General features: G+C 45.6%; 1 protein-coding gene. It reads left to right on the top strand.

The window, feature by feature from the left end; genetic code table 11:
• Positions 1 to 63: 63 nt before the first annotated feature.
• Positions 64 to 255, top strand: coding sequence for a hypothetical protein (locus GY843_RS08445; protein ID WP_297308523.1), 192 nt, complete (start codon positions 64 to 66; stop codon positions 253 to 255).
• Positions 256 to 655 lie beyond the last annotated feature (400 nt).

Genomic DNA, 655 nt, shown 5'->3' with positions numbered 1-655 from the left:
CATAAAAAGGGGATATTTTCAGAGTGCCGCGCGCTGACAGAACCGCGCGTGATGGGGGAGCCGATGCGACAGTCTGCTAGCTTACCTTCGATCAACACCCAGATGGCCCAGAATGAGCAGACGTCGCATAACTCTCCGAGCTCCTTGGTCATCGAGACGGGATCGGATGACCAGAACCTGAGTTCGGAGAGTGGCTCGCCCCAGGTAGTCTTAGAACTGAATGGCTACGGAAGCGACATAGATTCTAGTCACTAAACTCGGCTGTGATAATTTAACTGTGATATTTTAACTGTGATATGTACAAATGTTGGGTGCAGTGGTGAAGGGATTATAATTATTAAAGGTATGTAGATAGTTTAGCTTGAGTTTTAAAACAACTAAGGATAGAAAGGTCAGAGCGCGATAATTATCTGCTTGAATGAAAATTCAAGTACAGGTCGTTGCACATCAAAGGTTACGTCTAACCCCATAGAGATATCGTATCAATGCTCTTTGCTGCATCTACTAAAAAATAGGATGTTCTCGTCAAAAGCTGATAACCAATCTAGAACCGTCTTTCTGGCCCTACATTATCTTGTTGGTTCCTATGCCTCGCGTTGCGTCAGTCGCGTTTCGCGTTGCTTCAGCCGACCCCCCTTCAACTGCACTTTCTCTT

This window comes from Neptuniibacter sp., from assembly GCF_024231755.1.
GTDB lineage: Bacteria > Pseudomonadota > Gammaproteobacteria > Pseudomonadales > Balneatricaceae > Neptuniibacter.
The sequence above is the reverse complement of the archived record's forward strand: the minus strand, read 5'-3'. Positions and strand labels throughout refer to the sequence as shown.